31 protein-coding genes and 1 tRNA gene are annotated in these 24,887 nt (G+C 50.1%); all 32 read right to left on the bottom strand.

The genetic code is table 11. From position 1 onward, the window contains the following. Positions 1–29 precede the first annotated feature (29 nt). Positions 30–842 carry a tryptophan synthase subunit alpha gene (gene trpA / locus FPZ49_RS02670; RefSeq protein ID WP_144842904.1) on the bottom strand — a complete coding sequence of 271 codons (813 nt, stop codon included), beginning with the start codon at positions 840–842 and terminating at the stop codon, positions 30–32. After that, a complete protein-coding gene (trpB, locus tag FPZ49_RS02665) occupies positions 829–2,034 on the bottom strand; it encodes a tryptophan synthase subunit beta (RefSeq protein WP_144842902.1) in 1,206 nt (401 codons plus the stop codon). Before trpB ends, trpA begins: the two co-directional genes overlap by 14 nt. Next, positions 2,027–2,719 (bottom strand): phosphoribosylanthranilate isomerase, encoded by a 693-nt coding sequence (locus tag FPZ49_RS02660; protein WP_144842900.1) that lies wholly within the window; start codon positions 2,717–2,719, stop codon positions 2,027–2,029. The genes trpB and FPZ49_RS02660 overlap by 8 nt, the downstream gene beginning before the upstream one ends. Before the next feature lie 3 nt (positions 2,720–2,722). Beyond that, on the bottom strand, positions 2,723–3,523 hold the full coding sequence (trpC, locus tag FPZ49_RS02655; RefSeq protein ID WP_144842898.1) for an indole-3-glycerol phosphate synthase TrpC: 801 nt from the start codon (positions 3,521–3,523) through the stop codon (positions 2,723–2,725). Continuing rightward, positions 3,513–4,556 carry an anthranilate phosphoribosyltransferase gene (gene trpD / locus FPZ49_RS02650; RefSeq protein WP_144842896.1) on the bottom strand — a complete coding sequence of 348 codons (1,044 nt, stop codon included), beginning with the start codon at positions 4,554–4,556 and terminating at the stop codon, positions 3,513–3,515. Before trpD ends, trpC begins: the two co-directional genes overlap by 11 nt. Before the next feature lie 63 nt (positions 4,557–4,619). After that, a complete protein-coding gene (trpE, locus tag FPZ49_RS02645; protein ID WP_144842894.1) occupies positions 4,620–6,161 on the bottom strand; it encodes an anthranilate synthase component I in 1,542 nt (513 codons plus the stop codon). A gap of 328 nt (positions 6,162–6,489) precedes the next feature. Continuing rightward, complete coding sequence (aroH, locus tag FPZ49_RS02640; RefSeq protein WP_144842892.1) at positions 6,490–6,867, bottom strand: chorismate mutase; 378 nt, start codon at positions 6,865–6,867, stop codon at positions 6,490–6,492. Between the two features lie 3 nt (positions 6,868–6,870). Continuing rightward, positions 6,871–7,965, bottom strand: a complete 1,095-nt coding sequence (gene aroB / locus FPZ49_RS02635; RefSeq protein ID WP_144842890.1) for a 3-dehydroquinate synthase — start codon at positions 7,963–7,965, stop codon at positions 6,871–6,873. Positions 7,966–7,988: 23 nt separating this feature from the next. Beyond that, the gene (aroC, locus tag FPZ49_RS02630) at positions 7,989–9,152 is read right to left on the bottom strand and encodes a chorismate synthase (protein ID WP_144842888.1); all 1,164 of its coding nucleotides are present in this window, start codon (positions 9,150–9,152) and stop codon (positions 7,989–7,991) included. Between the two features lie 223 nt (positions 9,153–9,375). Beyond that, positions 9,376–9,540, bottom strand: coding sequence for a hypothetical protein (locus FPZ49_RS35300; protein WP_186445560.1), 165 nt, complete (start codon positions 9,538–9,540; stop codon positions 9,376–9,378). Between the two features lie 85 nt (positions 9,541–9,625). Continuing rightward, positions 9,626–10,411 (bottom strand): CheR family methyltransferase, encoded by a 786-nt coding sequence (locus FPZ49_RS02625; RefSeq protein WP_144842886.1) that lies wholly within the window; start codon positions 10,409–10,411, stop codon positions 9,626–9,628. A gap of 19 nt (positions 10,412–10,430) precedes the next feature. Next, positions 10,431–10,874, bottom strand: coding sequence for a nucleoside-diphosphate kinase (gene ndk / locus FPZ49_RS02620; protein WP_144842884.1), 444 nt, complete (start codon positions 10,872–10,874; stop codon positions 10,431–10,433). A 59-nt stretch (positions 10,875–10,933) separates the two neighbouring features. Continuing rightward, positions 10,934–11,908 carry a heptaprenyl diphosphate synthase component II gene (gene hepT / locus FPZ49_RS02615; RefSeq protein ID WP_144842882.1) on the bottom strand — a complete coding sequence of 325 codons (975 nt, stop codon included), beginning with the start codon at positions 11,906–11,908 and terminating at the stop codon, positions 10,934–10,936. Beyond that, positions 11,905–12,768 carry a menaquinone biosynthesis protein gene (locus FPZ49_RS02610; protein ID WP_144842880.1) on the bottom strand — a complete coding sequence of 288 codons (864 nt, stop codon included), beginning with the start codon at positions 12,766–12,768 and terminating at the stop codon, positions 11,905–11,907. Before FPZ49_RS02610 ends, hepT begins: the two co-directional genes overlap by 4 nt. Beyond that, a complete protein-coding gene (locus FPZ49_RS02605) occupies positions 12,728–13,360 on the bottom strand; it encodes a UbiX family flavin prenyltransferase (protein WP_144842879.1) in 633 nt (210 codons plus the stop codon). Before FPZ49_RS02605 ends, FPZ49_RS02610 begins: the two co-directional genes overlap by 41 nt. Beyond that, a complete protein-coding gene (locus FPZ49_RS02600) occupies positions 13,357–14,232 on the bottom strand; it encodes a UbiA-like polyprenyltransferase (RefSeq protein WP_144842877.1) in 876 nt (291 codons plus the stop codon). Before FPZ49_RS02600 ends, FPZ49_RS02605 begins: the two co-directional genes overlap by 4 nt. 21 nt (positions 14,233–14,253) lie before the next feature. Next, the gene (locus tag FPZ49_RS02595) at positions 14,254–14,973 is read right to left on the bottom strand and encodes a demethylmenaquinone methyltransferase (protein WP_144843060.1); all 720 of its coding nucleotides are present in this window, start codon (positions 14,971–14,973) and stop codon (positions 14,254–14,256) included. Between the two features lie 10 nt (positions 14,974–14,983). Beyond that, positions 14,984–15,847, bottom strand: a complete 864-nt coding sequence (locus FPZ49_RS02590; RefSeq protein WP_144842875.1) for a heptaprenyl diphosphate synthase component 1 — start codon at positions 15,845–15,847, stop codon at positions 14,984–14,986. A gap of 146 nt (positions 15,848–15,993) precedes the next feature. Beyond that, on the bottom strand, positions 15,994–16,515 hold the full coding sequence (locus FPZ49_RS02585) for a hypothetical protein (RefSeq protein ID WP_144842873.1): 522 nt from the start codon (positions 16,513–16,515) through the stop codon (positions 15,994–15,996). Positions 16,516–16,606: 91 nt separating this feature from the next. Beyond that, positions 16,607–16,828, bottom strand: a complete 222-nt coding sequence (gene mtrB / locus FPZ49_RS02580) for a trp RNA-binding attenuation protein MtrB (protein WP_144842871.1) — start codon at positions 16,826–16,828, stop codon at positions 16,607–16,609. 104 nt (positions 16,829–16,932) lie between these two features. Then, a complete protein-coding gene (locus tag FPZ49_RS02575; protein ID WP_144842869.1) occupies positions 16,933–17,856 on the bottom strand; it encodes a phosphatase PAP2 family protein in 924 nt (307 codons plus the stop codon). Positions 17,857–17,991: 135 nt separating this feature from the next. Further along, a tRNA-Pro gene (locus FPZ49_RS02570) sits at positions 17,992–18,068 on the bottom strand. A 151-nt stretch (positions 18,069–18,219) separates the two neighbouring features. Continuing rightward, positions 18,220–18,501, bottom strand: a complete 282-nt coding sequence (locus FPZ49_RS02565; RefSeq protein WP_449289937.1) for an HU family DNA-binding protein — start codon at positions 18,499–18,501, stop codon at positions 18,220–18,222. 208 nt (positions 18,502–18,709) lie between these two features. Next, positions 18,710–20,188: a stage IV sporulation protein A gene (gene spoIVA / locus FPZ49_RS02560; protein ID WP_144842865.1), complete on the bottom strand. Its 1,479-nt coding sequence runs from the start codon at positions 20,186–20,188 to the stop codon at positions 18,710–18,712. Between the two features lie 263 nt (positions 20,189–20,451). Further along, positions 20,452–21,174 (bottom strand): DUF3939 domain-containing protein, encoded by a 723-nt coding sequence (locus FPZ49_RS02555; RefSeq protein ID WP_144842863.1) that lies wholly within the window; start codon positions 21,172–21,174, stop codon positions 20,452–20,454. After that, positions 21,174–21,509 carry a 2Fe-2S iron-sulfur cluster-binding protein gene (locus tag FPZ49_RS02550; protein WP_144842861.1) on the bottom strand — a complete coding sequence of 112 codons (336 nt, stop codon included), beginning with the start codon at positions 21,507–21,509 and terminating at the stop codon, positions 21,174–21,176. Before FPZ49_RS02550 ends, FPZ49_RS02555 begins: the two co-directional genes overlap by 1 nt. Before the next feature lie 44 nt (positions 21,510–21,553). Beyond that, a complete protein-coding gene (locus FPZ49_RS02545; RefSeq protein WP_144842859.1) occupies positions 21,554–22,153 on the bottom strand; it encodes a nucleotidyltransferase domain-containing protein in 600 nt (199 codons plus the stop codon). Between the two features lie 20 nt (positions 22,154–22,173). Beyond that, positions 22,174–22,467, bottom strand: a complete 294-nt coding sequence (locus FPZ49_RS02540) for a 2Fe-2S iron-sulfur cluster-binding protein (protein ID WP_144842857.1) — start codon at positions 22,465–22,467, stop codon at positions 22,174–22,176. 34 nt (positions 22,468–22,501) lie between these two features. Continuing rightward, on the bottom strand, positions 22,502–22,684 hold the full coding sequence (locus FPZ49_RS02535; protein ID WP_391563798.1) for a DUF2768 family protein: 183 nt from the start codon (positions 22,682–22,684) through the stop codon (positions 22,502–22,504). A 108-nt stretch (positions 22,685–22,792) separates the two neighbouring features. Next, positions 22,793–23,074 (bottom strand): stage VI sporulation protein F, encoded by a 282-nt coding sequence (locus FPZ49_RS02530; protein ID WP_144842856.1) that lies wholly within the window; start codon positions 23,072–23,074, stop codon positions 22,793–22,795. A 121-nt stretch (positions 23,075–23,195) separates the two neighbouring features. Then, positions 23,196–24,251 carry an NAD(P)H-dependent glycerol-3-phosphate dehydrogenase gene (locus tag FPZ49_RS02525; protein WP_144842854.1) on the bottom strand — a complete coding sequence of 352 codons (1,056 nt, stop codon included), beginning with the start codon at positions 24,249–24,251 and terminating at the stop codon, positions 23,196–23,198. Between the two features lie 26 nt (positions 24,252–24,277). Then, positions 24,278–24,877: a glycerol-3-phosphate 1-O-acyltransferase PlsY gene (plsY, locus tag FPZ49_RS02520; RefSeq protein ID WP_144842852.1), complete on the bottom strand. Its 600-nt coding sequence runs from the start codon at positions 24,875–24,877 to the stop codon at positions 24,278–24,280. Between the last annotated feature and the right edge of the window lie 10 nt (positions 24,878–24,887).

Here is a 24,887-nt window from a genome sequence, read left to right as displayed (position 1 = left end):
TGGTCACCTCGTCGAATGAGAAATGGGTGCTAGTTTCCCATTAATTCTCTCACATATTTGTGAATTTGCAAGAGCCCTTGCGATTTTGTTTGTTCGTTCGTGAGCAGGGGCAGTGCATCTTCAACTTGTCGAACCAAAGCACTGCCTACAACTACTCCGTCACAAATTTGCGAAAACCGGGCATATTGCTCATGGTTTGAAATCCCGAAGCCAACGGCAATCGGCAGATTAGTCGATTTTTTAACCGTGTCCAGAAACTCATCAATCCCGGTATGGAATTGCGTCCGAGTCCCTGTAACGCCCAAGGAGGATACGCAATAAACGAACCCGCTGGCACGCGATGCGATCCGTTGAACCCGCTCCTTCGAGGTTGGCGCAACAAGCGGAATCAAATGAATATTATAGCGCTCTGCAAGTACTCTAACCTCTGCATCCTCTTCCATCGGCAGGTCTGGAATGATCAAACCGCTGATCTCATTCTCGGCCAAAATCGGGAAGATGCGTTCCAAGCCGATTTGAAGCACAGGGTTATAGTAAGTAAACAGGATAAAAGGAAGCTCGCAGCCTTCGCTGCGGGCCGTTTTCGCCGCTCCGATGACATCCAATATCGATATGCGTGCACCTTTGAGGGCGCGCTGCGAGGAGCGTTGAATGACCGGACCGTCGGCTAAAGGATCGGAGTACGGCACACCGAGCTCCACGATGCTTGCGCCGGTTTTTTCCAGCTCCTTAATAATATCGATCGAGGTACGGACGTCCGGATCGCCGATCGTCAAAAATGGAATAAACGCAGGCTGCTTCAGTGCGCGTTGCTCTGCAAATTTACGATCAATGCGATTCATTCACGCCGCCTCCCAAATATTTCATGATCGCTTCCACGTCTTTGTCGCCACGGCCGGACAAGCTCACCACAATGATTTCATCCTTGGCCATTGTCGGCGCCAGCTTGGTCACGTGCGCAATGGCATGAGCGCTTTCAAGCGCTGGAATAATGCCTTCGGTACGGCTGAGCAGCTGCAGTGCATCCAACGCTTCTTTATCCGTGATCGGCACATACTCAGCGCGGCCGGTATCTTTCAAATGTGCGTGCTCCGGTCCAATGCCCGGATAATCCAAGCCTGCGGAAATCGAGTGCGCCTCTTGAACTTGTCCATGCTCATCCTGCAGCAGGAAGCTGTAGGAGCCTTGGAACACGCCTACCGTTCCTTTGGTCATCGTGGCCGCATGCTGCTCGGTTTCGACACCGTGCCCCGCTGCCTCTACACCGATTAAACGAACGCCGTCGTCTTGAACGAATGGATAAAAAATACCAATCGCATTGCTTCCGCCGCCTACAGCCGCTACAACCGCATCGGGCAGACGACCTTCTTGCTCTACAATTTGCTTGCGGGACTCATCGCCAATAATGCGCTGGAAATCACGAACCATCATCGGATACGGGTGAGGCCCTGTAGCCGAGCCAAGAATGTAGAACGTATCTTCAACCTCGCTAACCCAGTACCGCAGCGTTTCGTTGCATGCATCTTTCAGCGTACGTGTACCAGAAGTGACAGGCACAACCTCAGCGCCCAGCAGATTCATCCGAAACACGTTCAGCTGCTGACGTTTAATGTCTTCTTCGCCCATAAACACTTTGCACTCAAATCCGAGTAAAGCGGCTACGGTCGCAGTTGCCACGCCGTGCTGACCTGCTCCGGTCTCAGCGATGATTTTGGTTTTGCCCATCCATTTGGCCAGCAGCCCTTGCCCCAGTGCGTTGTTGATTTTGTGAGCGCCGGTATGATTCAGGTCTTCCCGCTTCAAATAAATTTTGGCGCCGCCCAGCGTCTCGGTTAACCGCTCAGCATAGTAGAGTGACGTCGGCCGCCCCGAATACCGGTGCAGCAAGTAGTTCAGCTCCTGCTGAAATTTCTCTTCTTTCGTATATTTCTTAAATGCTTCCTCCAGCTCAATCAAAGCGTTCATCAAGGTTTCCGGCACATAACGCCCGCCGAATTTCCCGAATCGGCCATACTCATCCGGTCCATTAAACAATGGTTTTCACCCTTTCGACAAAGCTGCGTATTTTGGTTAAGTCTTTGATGCCATCGGTTTCAACACCGCTGGAAACGTCTACCCCATCGGGGGCATAGGTCTGAATCAAATCTGCTACATTGTCAGGAGCAAGTCCTCCGGCAACAAGCAGCGGTATGCCTGCTTGTCTGCACCAGGACAGGAATGGCGGGATGGCGTCCCAATCAAACGTTTTGCCTGAGCCACCGCCATAAACGGGGTCAAAGGTATCGAGAAGCACACCGTCGATATATGGCTTATACGAACTGAGAATCGCCTCAGGACTGGAATCCTGCGATTGCTCACCGCCCGCACTCGTGCTGGTGACTGAGATCACCTTGAACACACAGACACCTGGAAACGTCTCTTTAACCCAGCAGCAAAAAGCGGCATCCTCCTGCCCGTGTAGCTGGATCACATCGAGCGGCGCTTTGTCCAATACGGCACTCAACTCTTCTTTCGAAGGATTGACGAACACACCGACCGCCTCGGGCCGGCCTGCTGTCCCTTTTACCGGCAGTCCTTGCCGGATCAGCTCTCCTGCTTGCTCGGGCGTAACCTGACGCTTGCTCCGAGCAAACATAAAGCCGATATGATCAACGGCAAGACCGGCCGTCTCACGAACCGCTTCAACGGTTTGGAGACCGCAAATTTTTACCATCGCCATGACCTACAGCTCCTTGGACGCATATTCACCCATAAGAAGATGAACGGCATCAGTCACGTCCGGCTGGCGCATGAAATGCTCTCCAACCAGCACCGCACGGGCTCCCACGGAATGCAGCCAGTCAATTTCGGACGCCTTCGAGATGCCGCTTTCGCTGACTACCGTAATCCCGGCAGGAATATGCTTCACAAGCTCCTCGGTCGTTCCCAGGTCGGTGACGAACGTCTTGAGGTTGCGGTTATTGATCCCGACAAGAGTAGGACTAAGCTCCAATACCCGATCCAGCTCTTCCTTGTCATGCACCTCGATCAGTACATCCAAGCCGATGCTGCGGGCGATCGATTGGAATTCTCTCGTTTGCTCTGTCGTAAGAATCGCAGCGATCAGCAGAATGGCATCTGCCCCAATGCAGCGGGCTTCATAGATTTGATGTGGATCGATCGTAAAATCCTTGCGCAGGATCGGTATGTTCACCGATTGACGGATTTGGCTCAGATACGCATTCGCGCCCTGAAAATACTGTACATCGGTCAGCACGGAGATGCAATCTGCACCGGCACGTTCATATGCCTGAGCCAGCTGTACCGGCTCGAAATCGTCCCGGATCAATCCTTTGGACGGAGATGCTTTTTTCACTTCGGCAATTAGCCCCATCGGACGTTTCCGCGAGACCGTCAGCGCCTTCTCAAAGCCTAAGGTGGCTGGGAGCTCCGCAATGCGGCGCTCCATTTCGGCAATCGACAACCGTGCTTTTAGCTCGGCTACCTCTACTGTTTTCGTTGCTACGATTTTATCAAGAAACATGGCTCATTTCTCCCGTACACTGAACTAATTGCTCGAGTTTGGCCTTCGCGCGGCCGGAGTCAATCACTTGCGCGGCGTATTTGACGCCTTCCTGCAGCGTGGACGTAGTCCCCGTGACATAGAAGCATGCACCTGCATTCGCCAGCACAATATCGCGGCAAGCGCCGGTCTCGCCATTGAAAATATTACGAATAATCTCGGCATTCACAACTGGATCTCCGCCTACAACATCCTTCACCGAATAAGTACGCAGCCCGAGATCATCCGGAGTGATATCAAAGGTATGAATCTCCCCTTCTTTGAGCTCCGTAATCTGAGTCGGAGCCGAGATGCTGATTTCATCCAGCCCGTCATAGCTTGCTACAACGAGGGAACGCTTTACGCCCAAGGCTTGCATAACATGAGCGATTGTCTCCGTTTTGCCACGATCATAAATGCCCAGCACTTGGCGGTCAGCCCCAGCAGGGTTGGTCAGTGGTCCGAGCAGGTTGAACACCGTCCGCACCCCTAATTCCCGCCGCGGCGCCGCTACATGCTTCATTGATTGATGATAGAGCTGCGCAAACATGAAGCAGATTCCTACATTCTCCAGGCAATAAGCGGCCTGCTCTTGATTCAAGCGAATATTGACGCCCAGCGCTTCGAGCACATCCGCACTGCCGCTTTTGCTGGACATCGCTTTATTCCCGTGTTTAGCCACGCGAATGCCGCCTGCTGCGGCAACGATAGCGGACGTGGTGGAAATGTTGAACGTATCCGCTCCATCGCCGCCTGTGCCGCATGTATCCAGCAGGTTCACACGCTCGGTGTGCACCCGGTTTGCCTTCGCGCGCATCGTCTCCGCAAAGCCGGCAATTTCCTCGATCGTCTCACCTTTAATGCTAAGCCCGGTCAGCAAACCTCCGATCTGAGCCGGTGTTGCTTCGCCTTCCATGATCGCCGACATGACATCCCGCGCTTCCGCCCGTGTCAAATGCTGCTGTAAAATCACTTTCTTAACTGCCTGTTGAATCGTAGTTTTTTGCTGCTCCATCGTTTTCATGCCTCCCCATAAACTGTAATTCTATAGAACTCCTGCAGTTACATGCAGATCGAGTTATTCGTAATAGTCATGATTGATCAGTGCATATTCCTTCGGCTTGGATGCGAAGACTGCTTCCGCCGTGCGAATCGATTTCAGCATGCCCTTCGCTTTATTGACCGTTTCCTGATACTCGCTCTCCGGTACGGAATCCCACACGATGCCGGCTCCAGCCTGCACGTACGCTTTTCCTTTTTTGAAAATGATCGTCCGAATCGTGATACATGTATCCAGGTTGCCGGAAAAGCCTAGGTAGCCAATCGCACCCGCATAGGCGCCGCGCGCTTCATTCTCCAGCTCGGCGATAATCTCCATCGCTCTGAGCTTAGGAGCTCCCGAAACCGTCCCTGCAGGCAAGCAGGAAATGAACGCATCGTAGAAATCTTTATCCTTGGCAAGCTTCCCTGACACATTGGACACGATATGCATGACGTGGGAGTATCTCTCAATTTGCATGAACGTATCGCATTTGACGGTCCCGAATTCCGATACACGCCCGATGTCGTTGCGGCCCAGATCGACGAGCATCAGATGCTCCGCACGCTCCTTCTCGTCTGCCAGCAGTTCTTTCTCCAACGCCAAGTCCTCTTCTTGAGTCTTGCCTCGAGGACGGGTCCCAGCGATCGGCCGGGTCTCCACCTTCTCATCCTCCACTCGTACAAGCATCTCTGGGGACGTACCAACAATCACCTCATCGTCCATTTTGAGGCAGTACATATATGGCGAAGGATTCATGGTGCGCAAGATTCGGTACACATGCAGCGGCGAAACATCCGTTTCGATCTCGAAGCGCTGTGATAGCACGACTTGAAAAATATCCCCAGACCGGATATATTCCTTGGCCTTCTCCACGTTAGAGATAAATTGCTCCTTCGTTAAGTTCGAACGAATCTCGCCCAGGTCCACATCGTCCGGAATCGGTTGATGCGTCATGGACAGCGCCGGCAACGGCCGCTTCAAGCGTTCAATCGTCGCGTCGATCTTAGCGCAGGTTTGCTCATAGGCAGCGATAATTTCCGCGTCTGTACCATGGGGAGGCACATGGACGTTGGCAATCACCTTCAGCTGCTGTTTGAAATGATCGAACACTATAACCTGATCGCAGAACATAAACTCGATATCGTTCATTTGCAGATCATCGTTCCGGTGTTTCGGTAGCTTTTCATAATATTGCAGCAGATCGTATCCGAAAAATCCGACCGCACCGCCGGTAAAGCGCGGCAAATCCGGAAGGGATGGACTCGTGTAATCACGAAGATATGCTTTCAGCACATCGACCGGTTTTTCGCGGGATTCTTTGACTCCCTCCGGTCCTTCAATTTGGGTTACGCCGTTTTTCGCATGGATCAGCATGAACGGGTCCGTGCCGATGAAGGAATATCGAGCCCATTTCACTCCACCTTCAACGCTCTCCAGTAAGAACGCCCGCTTCTCCTCATAAAAATGCTGAAACACGCGAATCGGGGTTTCCGTATCGGCCATCATGTGGCGTACGACGGGAATCAAATTGTACTGTCTTGCCAGTCGAATGACTTCGCTCGCTTCCGGTGTGTACATGGTCCATCTCTCCTCTACTCGTCTCATCATGCTTCGCTGGTCTGTTAAAAACAAAAAAACCTCTACAACAAGGTAGAGGTGTACATCCAGAAGATGGCTGTCTTCTGCCAATAGAATCGATCGATTAATTTGCAGCACGAAAGTAACGAAAAAGAAAATAAGGTCACTATACAAGTGTGCGCAACTAATCCAACTTCTCTTAGCAAAAAACAATAAAACGACTCATCTCAACTGAACTCAACTAGCTCTACTCTGCTCAACCGATTGGCCAGCTAATGCTCCCAAAAGCTGCACCAATGAAATACTTAAACTAACTATACTACCTCTATTATGCTTTTGTCAATTTGGATAAGTCAGGACGAAGACGCATAGCCTGCTTCATATAAACATGGTTAATTTCCTGCTGACTCTTCTCGGTGTTCACCATGACCATTAAGCGAATGCACTTGGCCAAGCTGCCTTCCACCGGGATTTCAACGGAGCACATCAGCGGAACCAGCTCCCAGCCGGCCATCTGACGGATCGTCTTCGCAGGGAAGGTTGCCGTCAGATCTTGTGTTACCGTAATATAAACGCAAGCGATTTCTTCCGGCACGATTCCATTCTCAAGAATGATTTGGTTCAGCAGCTCGGAAGTCGAAGCTAAAATTTCGTTCTCCTCATTGTGCTCCACCGTTGTGGCGCCGCGAATTCCCCGTACAAACATGCGTCAGTCCTCCTGTTTTAATTGATCCACGATGTCTCTGACCCAATCCGCGGATACATTTTTGTTAATTTCTACTTTGCCGATGTCCGTTGGGACGATGTAAACAATCTTGCTTTCGCTAAATTTCTTATCGTGCATCATGGCACTCATAATGGCATCGGTATCCATATGAGCTGGAATGGCGGTTGGAAGGCCGAATTTCTTAAAAATCCGTTTAGTCACCGTATACACATGCTCCGGATTGCCCATACGGACGGACAGCTTGGCTGCTCCAACCATGCCAATGGCGATCGCTTCTCCGTGCAGCAGCTCGTTATAGCCGGCAACGGCCTCCAGCGCATGCCCGATCGTATGGCCGAGGTTCAGGATGGCGCGAAGATCATTCTCGCGTTCATCTTGGGACACCACGGCCGCCTTCACCCTACAGCCCATGTAAAGGCCATACTGCAGCGCCTCCGGGTCCAATCCAACCAGCTTGTCGGCATTGTCTTCGCACCATGCGGTGAATTCGGCGTCCCAGATCAAGCCATGCTTGATCATCTCCGATAGTCCGGAGCGGACGTCGCGATCCGGCAGGGTACGAAGCGTCGCAGTATCGTACAGCACCATCTCCGGCTGATGAAACGCGCCGATAATGTTTTTGGCCAGCGGATGATTCACAGCTACCTTGCCGCCGACACTGCTATCATGCGCCAGAATCGTCGTTGGAATTTGCACGAAGCGCACTCCACGCATGTAGCTCGCTGCAACAAAGCCGGCCAAATCCCCTACGACACCGCCACCGAGAGCGATCACAGTAGATTTGCGGTCCAGTCCAGCTTGCAGTGCAGTCGTGACAACATCTTCAAGAACCTTGAGTGACTTGGATTTCTCACCGGACGCCACCACATGTGATGCCGTCGTATAGCCAGCCGTGCGAAGCAGACTGACTACCGGTTCCAAGAAATGCTCCGCCACATGATCATCCGTCACAACAAGCAGCGGTGAACCTTTCCCAATTCCGTGCTTCTCAAACAAAGTACCAATGTCATTCAAAATGCCTTCGCCGATATAAATCGGGTACGATCTTGCTCCCAAATCTACCGTTAGCTCTCTCATAGTACCGACTCTCCCGATCCGGATTAATACTGCTTGATCTGCTCCAGGTAGCTCTCATAATTGCGGCGAATCTCCTCGATGGAGTCACCACCGAATTTCTCCATAAATGCGCGGGCCACTTCCCAAGCGATGACGTTCTCCATGATAACACCAGCAGCAGGCACGGCACACGTGTCTGAACGCTCAACCTGAGCAGTGAAGGCTTCCTTCGTGTCGATATCTACGCTTTGCAGAGCTTTGTAGAGGGTGGAGATCGGCTTCATTACACCGCGAACAACAATTTGCTCGCCTGTCGTCATTCCACCCTCGAAGCCGCCGGCACGATTCGTTGCGCGGTAAAATCCACGGGACTCATCATGCATGATCTCATCATGCACAGAGGAGCCTCTACGCTCAGCCGCTTCAAAGCCAATGCCGAACTCTACGCCTTTGAACGCTTGAATCGACAATACCGCTTGCGCAATGCGGCCATCAAGCTTGCGATCCCATTGCACGTGGCTGCCCAGCCCGGTTGGAACGCCTTCGATAATGCATTCTACGATACCACCAAGCGTATCCCCGTCATCCTTAGCGGCATCAATCGCAGCGATCATGCGTGCTTCCGCATCTTGATCCGTCACCCGCAGCGGCGACTCTTCCGTAATTGAAATCAGCTCATCAATCGGCAGCTCGCGGCGCTGAATTTCCACTTCGCCGATCCGGATAACCTGTCCCGCCACTTTAATGCCGAATTCCTTTAACAGCTGCCGAGCCATACCCCCAACTGCTACGCGCATCGTCGTTTCGCGTGCGCTGGAACGCTCAAGAATATTGCGAAGATCGCGCTGATTATACTTCAATCCGCCGTTCAGATCGGCATGTCCCGGACGCGGACGGTTCACCCGGCGCTTCGTCTCGTCGCTGCCTTCAATCGGTTCGATATTCATAACGGAGGTCCAGTGCTTCCAATCGTTGTTCTCAACGACCAATGCAATCGGCGCTCCTGTAGTTTTGCCGTGTCTCACACCGCCCACGATGTTGGCGGTATCCTTCTCAATCTGCATGCGCCGGCCACGTCCATAGCCTTTCTGGCGGCGAGCCAGCTGGAAGTTAACTTCTTCAAAGTTAATGGTTAAATTGCTTGGAAAACCTTCGATAATGGTCGTAAGCTGCGGACCATGCGTCTCTCCTGCTGTTAAATATCTCATTTGGTTGTCCCCTTTCATCCTATCCCGATAAGGCATATCTTGCAGCGTCCTTGAACCTACAGCCGCCATCCGCCTAGGACGCTTTAGCGCTTTTATGTGCTAAGTCCTTTTGCTCATTATAGTATAGGTGCCACCGTTTGACAAGAAAATGAAGCCATAAAAAAAGCGCTGCGGAACGACATCACGCCGTTCAACAACGCTTTTTGAAAAAGATACACCGCTGCTAGCCATTCACCGGCTGTCTGCCCCGTACGCGGCTGCTTTCGATCCATTCCGGATCATTCACCATGCCGACGATCTGCAAGGAGTCGATCCCCAGAATTTGCGCGCACTCTTGCATTGTAATAAAGCCCCGACGATAAGCTGTGATGACTTTTCGTTTATCCATACGGCCCCTCCTGAACAGTTTATGCCGGAAATAGCTTCCATAACATAATATTCATAGTATGGGATCGTTTGGTAACCTTTATTCACTAAGCCCCTGACTTTCGGTAAAAAAACGTTTCGGCTGGCTCCAAGCCATATTGCCCTGGACTAAAGATTTGCTCGGTACTACCGACGAACAAGATCCCGCCCGGCTTAAGCGCATGGGCAAACTTTTGATACAGTACATGCTTCGCTTCTTCGGTAAAATAGATCATAACATTGCGGCAAATAATGAGATCAAAATTAGTATCAAACCGATCGATAAGTAAGTTTTGCTTCTGGTATTTAATGGCGGTTTTCAGCGTATCCGATATGTGATAAGTCAGGTTTTCTTGCCGATAATATTTTTTCAAATACTTAGCGGGTACATCCCGGACCGAGCGATCGGCGTAGATGCCTTTCTTGGCCTTGTCGAGGGCACCGTCGTCAATATCCGTCGCAAACAGCTGGGCGTCGTTCAAGGCTCCGAGCTCGGAGAGGATCATCGCCAGCGTATACGGCTCTTCACCAGTCGAGCAAGCGGCGCTCCAGCATTTAAGTCGGCGTGATTTGCGGTGCATCTCGGGAAGGAAGCGCTGCTCCAGCACTTCCCATCGGTTAGGGTTACGCCAAAACTCCGAAACGTTAATCGTCATCCGGTCCAAGAACTCGTAAAACAGATCCTTGTCCTTTGTCATCGCATCAAAAAAGGCACTAAACGTGTTATACCCCTTTTTCAACCGCAGCGTGGTAAGACGACGTTTCATTTGAGCTTCTTTATACTGTGCTAAATCAATGGATGTATAATCCTTCACTTTTTGAATGAATAAAAGGAAATCTTTATCGTCTTCCATCTCTACAACCCCGCTTTTATCAGATCCAGGCTTCGATGTTTTTCGTATAGCTTACGATTTCCTCTGGCGTAAAATAGTTGCCGATTTCATAGGCTGCGCTTTCAGCCGAATCCGAGCCATGGATCAAATTGAGCCTGGTTGTGACGGAGAAATCCGAACGAATGGTGCCCGGCGCCGCTTCCAACGCGTCCGTCTTTCCGATCATCGCGCGGGACAAAGCAATGATGCGATCCCCTTCCCATACCATGGCAAACACTGGTCCGGAAGTGATGAAGCGGATCAGATTGTCATAAAAAGGCTTGCCGAGATGCTCTGCGTAATGCTTTTCAGCCAACTCCTGACTCACTTGCAGAAATTTGGCGGCGACCAAACGAAAGCCTTTGCGCTCAAAGCGGCCCACGATCTCTCCAATCAAACCTCTTTGGACGCCATCCGGCTTAATCATGATAAACGTTCTTTCCATTACAAATCGACTCCCTTCATAATCTTACTATATCATAGAAACTTAATGGTGATAATCTTCTAGTAGGACCTATTGCCTATAAAATGTGCAATGCTAATCAAATCTTTTTTGGCTTGAATATCAGGAAGGCTCTGCAGTGCTGCAATAGCTTTGTCTATGTATTTGGATGCCATCGCTTCTGAACGCGCAATTCCTTCACTTTGGCGCACGATGTTAAGAAACGGATTCACATCGGTTTGTCCGTCGGTGTCCTGAATGACCTTGAGCTCTCTTAGCAGCTCAGGCTTTAGCTTCTCATTCTGAAGCGCAAATATGACCGGAATGGTGATGTTGCCTTGCTTTATGTCATTGCCGGGCGGCTTGCCGATCTCCTTCTCCGTGCCGAATAAATCCAGCAAGTCATCTCTGACTTGAAACGCCATCCCCACATTGTATCCGAAAATGTACAGCTGACGTGCCGCTTTCTCCGATGCGCCCGCGGCGACCGCCCCAAGCTGACAGCTAATAGCGATAAGCAGTGCTGTCTTTCGCTTAATGCGCAGCAAGTAATCCCTGATCGACTGCTCGCTGTTGAAGAAAAAGCGGATTTGCTCCATCTCCCCGATACAAACCTGCACAATGGCTTTGGACATGATTTGGTGGATGAGCGGATTAGACAGCTTCGTTACGATATTCAGCGCTTTGGCAAATATGTAGTCACCCGTATACATGGCAATCCGGTTATCCCATTTCGATCGAACCGTCAGCTGGCCCCTACGGGTATTCGCATCGTCTATCACGTCATCATGAACCAGCGTAGCCATATGGATCAGCTCGAGCGGAACGGCCACGTGCTTCACCTGTTCCAGATCGTAGGTTCCAAACTTGGCTCCGAGCAGAACGAAGACAGGCCGGATACGCTTCCCACCTGCCTTGAGCAAATGCAGCGAAGCTTCTCGGAGCATCGGATGCTCCACATCAATGCTTCGCTCCAGTTCTTTCTCAATATAATTGATATCTTTTTTCAATTTGGCGTAAATATCCAACAGTTTCATTCCGTCACCCGTACTACAGAATTATGATTCCATATATGCAGCTTCACTTCCCGATCCAAGAAACCGAGCTCCGTTGCATATTGATAATACAGCTGCAGCCCTTCCCACTGCTTCGGGCCAAACTCATAGCTTAGGTTTGAAAAATAGTGCTCCCAATACTCGGCTGTTCCACCGATGAGCTTCTGGGCATCATTAATCATTCCTGTCATATCGGCAAGCGATTTGCGCTTGCTTTCCAGAAAGGCTTCGTAGATCCGTTCAATCTGCTCCGGCTGCTGTTCTACAACTTCCTTGCGGATCGTGCACACGGCAAAAGACATCCATTGTCCCGTCAGGCGGGTCCATTCTGCTCCGAGATCCGTAACCATATATCCATTGTCTTCCCAGCTGGCGCGGATGGCATGGTCGCCGATGAGCAGCGCTGCGTCAGCTGTCTTCATCATCGTATCCAACTCCGGGGCTGCGTACACGTAGTTCGGCTCCAGATGGTAAAATTTGTATAAAATAATTTTCAGCAGATTAACCGATGTAGCCGAGGTAGTAGGCAGCGCAATTGTAGCACTCGTCAACTCTTCAATCGGCTTGCGGTGAAAGAAAAGAATCGAATTCACATGACTGTAGCTGCTAACCGACATATCAGGGAACAGCATGTATTTCTCATAATTTTCACCGTAAGCAAACGATGAAATCGGTCCGATATCAATTTCCCCTTGGGCCATCGCCTTGTTCAAGCCCGTCGGCACTTGCTGAGTTACTTCCAGTTCATTACCAAAGGCAGAAAACGGAAAATAATAAAAGAGCGGCCAAACATTCGTAAAATCAATGCGGCCGATTCGAATCACCGGATTGTTCGTTGTCATTTGACATACCCCATCTTTTATACATTTGATGTTCAATTTCCATGCTGTCCAGTAATTTTCCCACCATAAAATCAATCATATCGTCCATTGATTGCGGCCCCTGATAAAAAGCAGGCATAGCCGGAACGATCCGAACTCCCATGCGCGACAGCTTCAGCATGTTCTCCAGATGAATCGCATGCAGCGGTGTTTCCCGCGGGACAAGGATTAGCTTACGGCCTTCCTTCAGCATGACGTCCGCCGTACGCTCCAGCAGGTTGTCCGAGGCTCCATTCGCAATCGCGGCCAGCGTCCCCATGGAGCACGGTACGATGACCATCCCTTTGGTTAAAAACGAGCCGCTTGCGGTTTTCCCCCCGATGTCTTGAATGGGATAATACTCCAGCTTGCCAGTTCCCTCGCTGAATTGGGCTTCAATCGTTTGCTGCCGCTTGGCAGCGTCCCATCCCAGTTCTTCCTTCAGCACGCGCCAGCCGGCATCCGTGATCAGCAAATGAATGTTCTCTCCCATAGACAGCATAAAACGGCATAACCGGACGCCGTATGCCGCACCGCTGGCGCCGGTGATGCCGATCACCCACGGTCTGGTCATCGCCCAAACACCACCAAATCAACGAGAGTAAATACAAATAGGGCCATGCTCAAGGCGCTGTTCATCGTAAAAAACGCCGTATTTACACGGGTCAAGTCATTCGGCTTCACAATGTAGTGCTCATACATTAACAGGGCATAAGAGATGATTACACCGACTAAATAAACCCAGGAAAGCGACGTCATCAAGTACAAAGCGATAAATCCGGCTGCGGTAATCAGATGAAACCAACGTGCAAGGCGAAGCGCCTTCGGAATACCAAAGCGGCTGGGAATCGAATGCAAGCCCTCTTTCCGGTCGAATTCGGTGTCCTGGCACGCATAAATGACATCAAAGCCTGCAAGCCAAAAAACGATCGCAACATAGAACACAACCGCCGGAGCGGAAATACTACCGGTTACTGCAACCCAGCCGCCAAGCGGCGCCAAAGCAATCGTTAAACCAAGAAACAGATGGCAAGCCCAAGTAAATCGCTTCGTGTAAGAGTAAAAGACGAGAAAAAATACCGCGATCGGAAGCAGCTTTACACACAGCGGGTTTAGCTTTGCAGCGGCCCAGAATAACAATAAAAACGAGACGATAACAAAAATGATGGCTTCTTTCGAGCTAATAAGACCGGCGGGAATGGCACGCATGGCTGTTCGTGGGTTTTTGGCATCGAACACTTTATCAATAATCCGGTTCAGCCCCATCGCTGCGCTTCTAGCCCCTACCATAGCGAGTAAAATCCAACCGATTTGACTCCATGAAGGAAGATGGCCAAAATTGACGACCGAGCCGAGTAGCGCCCCCATAAACGCAAAGGGCAGTGCAAAGAGCGTATGCTCAATTTTAATCATTTCTAAAAAGATTTTGGTCTTTTTCCAAACCATTGTGTGGACATCTCCTTAGGCTCATTTTGCCGCATCCGGCTTAATGCCGATATGCAGCGCCGCAATGCCGCCCGTCAGCGGATAGGCCTCGACTTTCGTCAGCCCCGTCTTACGAAAAATGTCGGCGAGCTGTTTATGGTCGGGAAAATGAATCAATGACTCCGGAAGCCACTTGTACTGCTCATATCGCTTAGCTATTAGCTTGCCGAGCATCGGCAGAACGCGTTGAAAATAGAAGTAATAAATCGATTTAAACGGCTGCCAGGTCGGCTTGGATAGCTCGAGAGAAACGACCATCCCCCCCGGCTTCACCACCCGCTGCATTTCCTCAATCACCTTCACCAAATCAGGCACGTTGCGAAGTGCAAAGCCGATTGTAGCGTAATCGAACGAGTTGTCCTCAAAAGGGAGCTCCATAGCATTGCCCCGAACGAGCTTGATCTGCTTGTCCAGACCTATGCGACGTACTTTCTCTGCGCCAACATCCAGCATATTTTGGCTGAAATCGAGTCCGACCATAGGGCCTGTCCCGCTAGCTTCCGCTAGGCTGATCGTCCAGTCGCAGGTGCCGCAGCACAGATCAATGGCTGTACTGCCGGGCTTTACGTTCATTTTCTTCATCGTGAAATTTCTCCACGCTTTATGACGCCTGAAGCTCAAAATATCGTTCATCAAATCGTATTTCGGAGCAATGCTCTCAAATACGGAATGAACAAACTGCTCTTTGGATTTTCCTTGCATGCTCATCACCTCAAACTTCCTGTGTTGCACTCTTGTTGGTTAAATACCAGCGGAACGACTCTCCGATGGCTTGAAGCTCCTTGCCCAGCTTGTCCGACTCCAATAACTCGAGCTTCTCTTCAAGCTCCGTCATGCAAGCATCGAGCTGATCATGAAGCTGCGGCGTGATCTTATACTTCATCCAAAGCGAGCGAAGCTTAGATGGGTCAGGGTCATGGTGCTGAAGAAGCTGCTTCTCATCCTTGGTGCCGCATTGCATCACATGCCAAAAACCCCAGCTTTCCCTAAATTCTTGGGAAGTCTCGGAACGAATAATTTCTTGTACCAGCACCTCGCAGCGCGTAAACAATCGAAGCATCTCCGGCCACACGTTAAAAAAGCGATCTTCAAGCATGGAAGCAAACGAAAGAAACAGCTGCGTCTTCACTTCCACGGAATGACGGATATATTCATCGGCGGTAAGCTTCAGCTGCTTCATCAGGAGATACAGGTTCATTTTCAACCGGTTGGCTTCACAAATGGCGCTGGACAGCACTCCGACAAGATCGATATGTCCCGCATAGGAAAGCAAATAATAAAAGCGGCTGCTGAAATAGTCGCCTGCCAGCACCTTCAGCTGCCGCGAACGCGCGGCTTTCTCTTCTTTGACATCGTTGGTGATGCTCACCATATCATGCGTGTCCAATCCGAGCTGTACAAGCGAGGTAACCAAGGCATAAAGCTCGCTATTCCCAGACAATGCGCTGTGTTTATTTAAAAAGGCATACAGCAGCCGTGTGCGGTACTCAGGAAAGCGCGGCAGATCCGTATGCTTGAGAATCATGTCGTGTTCCATATATTTTTTGGCCATCTCGGGTATTCGATAAGAGTTCATATGTAAGCCTCCGAAGCTTGCTGCAACTGGGACCTCGAACCCGTCGATGTCAAGTTGTCAACCGTTGCATCAATCTAATCTTGTTCTTTACTTCATCATCTAAATTATTATAGCACAAACGGATAGGATGCGCATGTCGATAGCGATTAGCTTTTTTCTTTCGTGCGCTCCTGCCATTTCGGCGTGTAGGTCATGCGATAATGGGCATCCAAATACTGCTGCAGCTCATCTAGGCTTTGCGGATGGATCCTTGAATCGCTCGGAAGCCACTTCTCCCGTCTAGCATCGGATGCAATAAGCAGTTGGGGACTTGCGCCCTGATCAGCCGAAGAATCCAATACCCGTATGAGCACTTGATGGATATTCGTGGATGCGCCGAACAAATAGCGCGGAATTTCGTATAAATCCTTCACCATATCGGTAGGCTCGGTTGTCTTGACGGCAAGCAAATCAATCGAGACGATCGCATGATTAATCTCCACCCGGCGGATGCGCAAATGCAGCTGCATTTTCGATACGACATCCACAATATTGCCTTCCGAAACCGGCTGTGCTTTCACTGTACGAAACACGCCTGCGGTCTCATCCAGCACGGACAAATATGATAATGACACGGCAACTGCACCCGAGATCACAGTCATGATAAGAACACGGGAAAACCATTTCATTGAACCGCACCCTTTCAATGTTTGGCCAAACTCCTGTCCTTATCATTGTACAACGAAAAAAAGCAGGCTATGCCTGCGCCGGCTTAAAAAATTATTCCTCTGTATCCATTACGCCGAATTTCGTCATCACGACCGCTTTCCCGCGAATTTTGACAGCAGAGGTATGATCTGTGAATTGTGCAATCATAATTTCACCCTTGTCGAGCTTTTCCGTATGGTGAAACTTCGTATCCTGTCCACGCGTCAGCCCGATGACCTGAACTCCATTCTCTTTGGCTTTAATCACAAAATAATCATTCTGATTTGCATCCATAATCCGTTCCCTCCCGCTCCTAATGTTAAACTATTCCTTATGATGCAGAAAAAAAAGGCCGCTGTCAACCGCAGACGCCGCTTGAACAAAAGAAAAGCTGCCTATTAGGCAGCTACAGTGTCTTTCGCATAAGCTTTTTGTTTGGCATTGTAAAAGCCTTTGAAACGGCTCGGCACTAGATTGGAAGCCAATCGAATGATGAGATCGGCCAGCTTGACTACGCCATAGGCAAACGCCATACCCGCAATGACGTCGAGCACCCAGTGAATTTGCAGGTACATCGTCGAAAAAATAATGGACGCACAGTAAGTGACCATCATATATTTGAAAATCTTATCTTTCTCCCGCAGGGCGAGCAGCAGCATCGCGAAAGAAATGGACGTATGCATACTAGGGAAGCAATTCATTACGTTGACGAGCAATTCGTTCTCCGTAGCGAAATTACGGTGAAGCAAATCCGGCTGCCCTTTCACCCACCAGACTTCGCGAAGCAAGATCAGGTTGTAGAACGGCAGAATGAGTGGAAATTGCAGCAAATGTCCCGACAAGGCGTAAGACATCATTTTCTTAATGCTCTTCGTCCAAAAGCTACGGACAATACAGATCCACAAGGAAAGCACGAAGCCATAATTATAAATCCAGCCCATGATTTGATCCATCAATGGAGACTTGAAGGTTCTAGCCCACCCCGCACTATTCAGCGGAATGCTCTTCATGAAATTATCCCATTGCAGCAGGTGACGATTCTTCTCGAACATCCAGTTAGCAATATCCCACCAGAAGCCGTTGCCTGTTCCGTAGAAATAATAGAAGACGCCCAGAAGTGGAATACCAAATATAAAAAAACGTTTCCAATCCACATCAATTTGATCTTTGCGGACACCCATCAAGCAGACACATAGCAATACCCAGCATTCGATACTCCAGTTGCCTACAACCCCAATCCGCCAGATCAAAAATATGGATGCCAGAATCCCGTACATATTCCAATCATTCGCACGGACCCATTGATTGAATCTTTCTCTCATTCTCGTTCTTCCCCCTGTGTCGAAGCTGTAAGCAGCACAAAAATTAGGACAACTTAGTATAACAAATATCTTTGAAATTTGCTTCATAAATTTTTAACAAAAGAAAAAGACACCGGATTGACGATGTCTCTTCCATGGTCGGAGTAACACGATTCGAACGTGCGACCTCACCCACCCCAAGGGTGCGCGCTACCAGGCTGCGCCATACCCCGATATGAACCGCAACTCTCTCAAAACATTTACTACTACTTAACTTGATTATACTATACGAGCTTTGGGCCATGCAATACTTTTAGCGGCATATAAAAACGCCTGAATCTATAACTAGATCCAAGCGTTTCGTCATTTAAGCGTATGTAAAAATTACTGAACGCCGTCTTTCAGCGCTTTACCAGGCTTGAACGCTGGAATTTTGCTGGAAGGGATTTCGATTTCTTCCCCTGTTTGCGGATTACGTCCTTTACGGGCGGAACGCTCACGAACTTCGAAGTTCCCGAAACCAACCAGTTGCACTTTATCGCCGCTCTGCAGAGCTTCGGAGATCGCGTCGAATACGGCTTCAACCGCTTTCGTTGCGTCCTTCTTGGAAAGCTCGGAGGACTCAGCCACCTTGTTGATCAAATCGGATTTATTCATTCGATTCACCTCCCCCCAATGAAAAGCCTTATTCCTGTTATTCTCTTTGTTAACCGTTTCACCGAAAAATATACATTGATCAGCTATCAGAGCAAAGAAATCAAGATTATAGTAATACAGCTTATCTGGTTTTTCAAGTGAAAAGATAAAAAATGCACCAAAAGGTGCATTTTTCGCGGAATTGCAATGCAAATTTTATGAACTTTTTTATGATATCTTACAAAATGATTGCAATTAAGCCGCCGGATCCTTCGTTAATAATTCGTCCAAGCGTTTCTTGGAGCTTATATCTGGCGTTATCCGGCATCATCGCAAGCTTGCCTTGAATGCCCTCGCGCACGATCGAGTGCAGTGAACGACCGAAGATATCGGACTCCCAAATCTTCAACGGATTCGCTTCGAAGTCCTGCATCAGATAGCGGACGAGCTCTTCGCTTTGCTTCTCGGTGCCGATGATTGGAGAAAATTCGGATTCCACATCGACGCGGATCATATGAATCGAAGGTGCCGTTGCTTTCAGCCGGACCCCGAAACGCGAGCCTTGACGAATAAGCTCCGGCTCATCGAGGTTCATCTCTGCAAGCGATGGCGGTGCAATGCCATAGCCAGTCGTCTTCACCATCTCAAGCGCTTCGGCGAAATGATCGTATTCACGCTTGGCATGCGTAAATTCCTGCATGAGCTGGAGCAGATGATCTTTGCCTCGGATTTCTACGCCGACAACCTCCATCAAGATCCGATCGTACAGCTCATCTGGAGCGTACAAATCGATCTCCGCCACACCTTGCCCCATGTTCATACCGGCGAGTGCCGCTTTATCAATAAATTCGTACTCCTCGAAATTGGTGACGACTCGATCCACATCACGCAGCCTGCGGATGTCCTGCACCGTCTCGCGAACCGAGCTCTCGAAGTTGGAGCGGAGCCAGTGATTCTCCTCCAGCACCATCACCCAGCTAGGCAGGTTCACATTCACTTCGTGCACAGGGAATTCGTACAGCACCTCGCGGAGCACGGACATCATATCGTCTTCCTGCATATTCGCTACGCTCATCGCGACAACCGGCACGTCGTGTCTTGCCTGCAGATTGCCCCGCAGCTCCTGCACCGCTTCGCTGTTCGGCTTCGTGGAGTTGACAATGACGATAAACGGCTTGCCGACTTCCTTCAGCTCATTGATAATGCGCTCTTCGGCATCCACATAAGAGGCACGTGGAATTTCCGCAATGGAGCCATCCGTCGTAATGACCACACCCAGTGTGGCGTGCTCTTGGATGACCTTGCGGGTACCGATTTCAGCCGCTTCCTGGAACGGTATCGCTTCATCAAACCAAGGCGTATTAATCATGCGCGGACCATTTTCATCCTCGTAGCCCTTGGCTCCTTCCACGACATATCCAACGCAATCGACTAAACGAACATTAACATTCAGTCCTTCCGCAACGTGCAGCTGCACCGCATTATTCGGCACGAATTTCGGCTCAGTCGTCATGATGGTCCGGCCCGCGGCACTTTGCGGCAACTCATCCGTCGCCCGAATGCGATCGGCTTCATTCTGAATATTTGGAAGCACGATCGATTCCATAAAGCGCTTGATGAAGGTTGATTTTCCTGTACGGACCGCTCCAACGACCCCCAGGTAAATATCCCCGCCAGTACGCTCTGCAATGTCCTTAAAGATATCCACTTTTTCCAATGAGAATCCCTCCTACAGGTGGTTTAAGACGAAACTCGTACATGCTTCGGACTAGTACAATATATGTATTGCGTATCAAAATATGATCGGTAGACCCAACTTTTATTTTGACCACTCCTTGCTGTACCGTTATTGCCGCATGCTTCGCGACTTCATCCTTGTCAAATATATGTAGGGCGGATGCAGGTTATTCTAGCTATTTTGAAAAAATAAAAAAACCTCTATCGCCTTTTTTGAAGGTTTATAGAGGTTGGTTAATAGAGTTAGGGCGCCGTAAACGGAACCGGCTGTCCATTGTGCCAAAAATAAGGGAAGGAGCGCGCCGGCACATAGAATGATTCCTGTACCAGCAGCTGTCTTAAATCCTGCTTGGGATCAAGCTTGCTCTGGAGCTGTTTTTTGTCAATCAATCGCATAATCTCCGGCGCATAATCAATGGCTACAACTCCGGAATCATGGAGCATGAACGGCAATTTGATCTCCCGCGAGTACATGCTCTGGACTTCGTCCGGCTTTCTGGACAGCTTCGCATAATCGATTGTCGAAAACCCTTGAGCGATGGCTTGTCCTTTGGGCAGCTGGCCGGTTTTGGCTTTGTAATCGTCGACTGCTTTTTGCAAATCCACCGTTTGTTGGAAGGACGGGATGTCCATCATTTTAACCGTCGGCTTCGTCTCCGCATCCACCAGCACATAAGTAGCTGTACCGCCATTTTCAAACGCATTGGCAGGTACGGTGCTGAGATACGGTCCCTTCAGCTTTTTAAAATCAATCGGGTATTTCTCATAGATTGGCGTCGTTTCTTCGCTGTTCTTGATCGGAAGCACGCCGGTCTTCGCTTTATATTGGTCAATGGCGTTCTGCACCAGCACCACGTATTCTCCGCTGGCAATTTGATTTTCCTTGCGCATTTCTTTTGGGTATAAACAGCCGCTCAGCAGCGTAAAGATCAAAGCCACCGCCGCCAAACGTATCAAGCTCTTCATTACCAGCCCTCCTCTTGTTGTTGCTCCAGCTGCTTGCGAATCGCAGCCTTCAGCGGATCCTCCGGTATGGTGACCGTCACATCCCCCGTAATTTTAGCTTGGCAAGCCAGCCGGTAGCCCTCGTTATCCATGCCGCCCAGCTTCAGGCGTTCGTTCGTATTCAGCCCCGCCAGTCCCGAACCGCTTGTGACCCTGACCTTGCACATCAGGCATGCAGCTTTGCCGCTGCAGCGCGTGCGGATATGCACCTTAGCCTTGGCCGCAGCGCCAAGTACGGTTGTACCGGGAGCCACCTGAACTTTTTTGTTGTCCGGCAGGAAGGTGATTTGTGGCATAGGACTAGCTCCTTTTTGGTTATAATGCTAGAAATACACAGGCGTTATGAAAGCAGCTGTTCGCACTTATGACGCAGGATGGGGCTGAACGTATTCCGCTCCGCCAAACGCTCGAATAAGGCTCTATGCTGAGGCAAATCATTGGCCCGGCATGCTTCCGCGATCGCTTCGTACCGATCCGGCCTTGCTCGCAGTACGTTGAAAATCAGTTCATGCACGAGCGGCATAAGTGTGATCCGTTCATTCGTGGCCAATTCAATGTGCACCTCGGATTCGGTATGTAGGAAATCCGCTTCCACCCGGTACTCACTTTCCAATGCCCGTACTTCAAAGGCTCCGACGAGTTCCACTCGGACACCACCAATATCATAATGACTCAGTATGGAACGGTAAATATTCGTTTCGCTTTCTGCCTGCGGATCAACGGAATACGCTTGCAGTGCCTGATGCATCGCATGCGCTTGACCACGGTCAATATAAATATCCAAGTCACGGGGCTCAGCAGCCAGCGGTACGCCTTGAATCAGAAGTCCCGTGCTACCACCTACAAGCCATGATAAGTTCAACCCTTGCGTTCGAAGTGACAACTCCATCATTGCCGCCTGCAAGGGATCGGTCAGCTTGCTATTCATATGTTTATTCATCTTCTCATCATCCTGCTATGTTAAAAATAAGGTTTATGTGTCACAGATACTTCGCCTTCCGAGCGAATCTTTGCCTGGCAGCCCAGACGGTAGCCTTCTTCGATCTCCTCCGGCTCTAGGGCGTCAAGCTCTTCTTCAGAAACCTCTGATAAATGCTCCATTCCTTTTGTTACAAGACAACGGCAGCGTGAGCAAGTGCCTCTCATACAAGAAAAGCCCCAATCCACCTCATGCTTTAGCGCCATGTCCAAGATGGTGAACCCTTTGACAGGCTCCACGGTTTTGTTCACTCTTCGTCCTGCTAGCGTAATCATTGCTTTTGGTAACCCCCCGGTCAAACGAGATGATCTAAAACATCGATACAATCATATAGAGTAGTATCGGGATAAACATTAAAAACGCGACCAGCGACAACAGCACCCGCACCACGCCGGTTGTTTTACTGCGCGCAAATGAAATTAAAACCGATGCGGCAATCATTAGTCCAATGGCGATAAAGGATGCCCACATCTTGTCCATCGACGTCAACACTTGACTTCCAACCCCCAGCCCTTTTTTTACAATAGCATAATCATATCACAAAAAAAGCACAAGCGCGCTTCCCAGCGGCCTATGCCATCAAAATGTTGAAAATACAAATTATTTTTTCATAATCATCTTCATCAGCTGCTCCATGTTGCTTGCGTTCATTTTGCTGCTCTTGATCGCATCGATTATATCGTTCGTCGTTTGTTCTGAGACAGGAATGTTCACCAGGCTGGATACTTGCTTAATGAGCTGCCGGAGCTGCGCATCGCTCTGAAGCGTGGAAGGCTTGACACCGCTGGCGAGTTTATATATGTCATTTTCAGAAACGGATTTCCCCGTCTTCTTCTTCACGACATTCAGCACGTCTTTAGACATGTTCTTATTATCTGGCATCGCTTGCATTACCTCCTCAGACTATAAATTGCAACCTAAGTCTGAGGTATTATATGTATATTAAACCATAGCTGTGTAGGCGCTTGACTACTCGCGCCGCGGTAATCTCACAATCGAGCGGTCATTCCTGGTCCGCCCATCCGTTTTGGAAAGGCTCTGCCAAATCTTCGATTTCATGCGTTCGGCCACGACCCATGAGATCCTCCACCGCCAATTGGGGCTCCTTCCCGTCGAACAGCACATGATGAAGCTCACTGGTAATAGGCATGGCGATCTCATATTGACTTGCTAGGCGATAGGCGGCTTGCGTTGTCTTCACACCCTCCACTACCATCCCCATCCGACTCAGCACTTCATCCAGGCTTAGTCCTTGGGCAAGCAGCGAACCGGCTCTCCAGTTCCGACTATGCTGGCTGGTGCAAGTCACCACCAGGTCGCCAATACCAGCGAGACCTGAGAACGTCAACGGATTGGCCCCCATAGCCGTGCCGAGTCTGGCAATTTCAGCAAGCCCTCGAGTCAGGAGGGCTGCTTTGGCGTTATCGCCGAAACCGAGACCGTCCGACAGTCCTGCGCCGAGTGCAATGATGTTCTTTAGCGCACCGCCAACCTCAACGCCTACCACATCCGGGTTCGTATACACCCTAAAGTATGGAGCGATCAGCAAGTCCTGAGCCTTCTCCGCCTCATTCTTATCTATAGAAGCTACTACGACGGTGGTTGGTCGACGCTCGATCACTTCCTCGGCGTGGCTCGGACCGGATAATACGACAATACGGTTAGCATCATAGCCCTTCAGCTCGTCGGACAGCACTTCGGTCATCCGTTTCAGGCTGCCGGCTTCAAAGCCTTTCGTCGCATGGACAACCGTCGTCTGCTCCGACAAGAACGGCTGCATCTGCGAAGCCACATCTCGCATCGCTGCCGATGGGGCAACAATGATGACCGCATCCGCAGCCTGCAGCGCTTCTTCCATCGAATCCGTGGCACGAATGCGCTCGGATAGGATCGCATTCGGCAAAAACCGATGATTGCGATGGCGGCTGTTGATTTCCTCTACCTGATCCTTGTTACGAGACCATAGGGCAACCTGATGACCGTTATCCGCCAGCACTGAGGCAATTGCCGTTCCCCAGCTGCCCGCTACGAGCACCGCCGTTTTGCTTGTCTTTGGCATCCATGCTCACCTCCTACTAACGCAAGCTAAGCTTGTCTCTTTGCGCCAAGCTTATTTTCTTTACCTGTCAAGAGCTTCGCAATATTGGAACGGTGACGCACCCAAGCGAATACGAATAAGAGCAAGCTAAGTACAAAAATTTCCGTCGGATAGTGCATAAACCAAATCAAAATAGGTAAGAGTGCAGTAAACACGAGCGAACCGAGTGAGACATAACGTGTTGCAGCTATCGCAAGAATGCAAACTATCCCAGCGAACAACGCCGGCAAGAAGGCCAGGGTCACCATGACACCAATCGTTGTGGCGATCCCTTTTCCTCCGCGAAAGCCGAAGAAAACAGGCCAATTGTGCCCGGCGATGACGCAGACTCCCGCAAGCACTTGAATCAGCGGATCGCCACCGCTATGAAGGGTGCCGATCCACACTGCGGCAACGCCCTTCAGCATATCCAGCAGAAGGACGGTAATCCCGGGACCCTTGCCAAGCACACGAAGGGTGTTCGTGGCCCCGGCATTACCGCTACCATGCTTCCGGATATCGATGCCTTTGAGCAGTCTTCCTGCCAAATAACTAAAGCTGATCGAACCGAGCAAATAACTGATCAAAGCCGATAACAAGCTAATCAAGTCGCCTCTC

The organism is Paenibacillus cremeus (assembly GCF_007786445.1).
GTDB lineage: Bacteria > Bacillota > Bacilli > Paenibacillales > NBRC-103111 > Paenibacillus_G > Paenibacillus_G cremeus.
Note: the sequence above shows the minus strand (reverse complement) of the source record. Positions and strands in the feature narration are given on the sequence as shown.